This is a genomic window from Neisseria sp. 27098_8_139, assembly GCF_041433195.1.
Lineage (GTDB): Bacteria > Pseudomonadota > Gammaproteobacteria > Burkholderiales > Neisseriaceae > Neisseria > Neisseria subflava.
In genome coordinates, this window is the sequence record NZ_JAPWBA010000033.1 from 1 (window position 1) to 1,722 (window position 1,722).

Consider the following 1,722-nt stretch of genomic DNA (forward strand, 5'->3'; position numbering starts at 1 on the left):
TTTCTACATACCGATGCCGGTGATGTTGTGTCTGTCGGTTCTCAAGGTTACGAACGTCAAATTATCAACGTAGCTCCTGGCGATATTTCTGCTACTTCTACTGATGCGATCAACGGCTCACAGCTTTATGGTGTATTGAGTGCGCTCGAACGCATTCGTTATTTCTCTGTTAAGTCAACTGATGGCAGTACTGACGGCACCAAAAACTGGAATAACGATGGTGCGAAAGGTGCAAACTCAATTGCCATTGGCCCATCTGCATCTACAACAAGCGCAGCCACAAATGGTGTCGCTATCGGTAATCAGGCAAATGTTACAGGCGTCAATGCTGTTGCTTTGAGTAACGGTACTACTGCTTCTGTTCAAGACTCTGTCGCTTTGGGCAATGGTGCTGTCGGCGCGGCCAATAATTTTGATGCAACAGCTAAAAATGCCTCATTCAAAAACGATAGCGGCGCTGCGACCAATGTCAGCTATGCTGCTTCTTCATCTTCTAAAACAGGCGCGGTTTCTGTAGGCAGCGCAGGCAATGAGCGCCAAATCCAGAATGTTGCCGCAGGCCGTATTTCCGCCACTTCGACCGATGCAGTTAATGGTAGCCAACTGTACACAGTCATGAATAATGTTGGACATAATATCCAACAAAACGGTACAGACAAATCCCGCATCAATAACAACGGTACGGTCAACTACGCTAATGGCAACTTGACGACCGTTGCAGTTACCGATGGCGAGAATGCATCAAAAGTTCAAATCAACGTCACTCAAGGCACATTGTCTGTCGATAATAATGGTACAGTGTCCGCACCGACTGCCGGTGTAGCGACTGCCGGCGATGTAGCCAATGCCATCAATAATGCCAAAACCACAACCAAGGTAGCGGCAGGCAGCAACACGCATGTCAATAAAACAACTTCAGGCAAAGAAACCACTTATACCGTCAGCGCAGATAAAGCAACGGTACAAGTTTCCAATGCTTTGAATCTGACCTCTAATACTACAACTGCAGCCGATGGTGCAGTCACAACTAATTACAGTATCGATCTCGCTCAAAGCACCAAAGCCGACATCCAAAAAGGCGTGGACGCCAAAACCGCCGTTGACAGCAAAGGCCTGACCTTCAACGGCGACAGCGGCAGCACCAATGTCGAAAAACTGGGCTCCACCGTGACCGTTGCCGGCGACGACAACATCACCACCGCAGCCCAGGACGATACAGTGACCGTCAAGCTGAAAAAAGACCTGGTAATAGACAGCGTCAAAGCCGGCGACACCACCGTGAACAACGACGGAGTGAAAGTAGGCGACGATGTCGCATTGACCCAGGACGGCGTTAAAGCGGGCGATGTCAAACTGACCAAAGACGGTTTGAACAACGCCGGCAACAAAGTGACCAACGTAGCCGCCGGTACCGACGATACCGACGTCGTCAACTACGGTCAGCTGAAAGAGACCTGGGTGCGAATATACGCTAAGCAACAAGATAGCAGGCTGTATATCAACTCTCCCAATGATTTTGGTGCGGCATATTGTACGCAAAAACCAGATGCATGCTGTTTTTAAAAGAATTTCATGAATCAGGCCGCCCCCTCTTTAGAGAGTAAACCTGAATGGCTATAGAAACTTGGGAGTCCAAGACATGGGATACCTGCCTTTTCTCCTGCAGGTTGCTTTATTCTGGTGGACTCCCTCTACTGTTGCAAAAAAGCGATACATTTCTCC

General features: G+C 48.8%; 1 pseudogene. It reads left to right on the forward strand.

The features are described 5' to 3' along the window. A pseudogene (locus O3660_RS11540) lies at positions 1 to 1,563 on the forward strand (hypothetical protein); the annotation flags it as partial. Positions 1,564 to 1,722 lie beyond the last annotated feature (159 nt).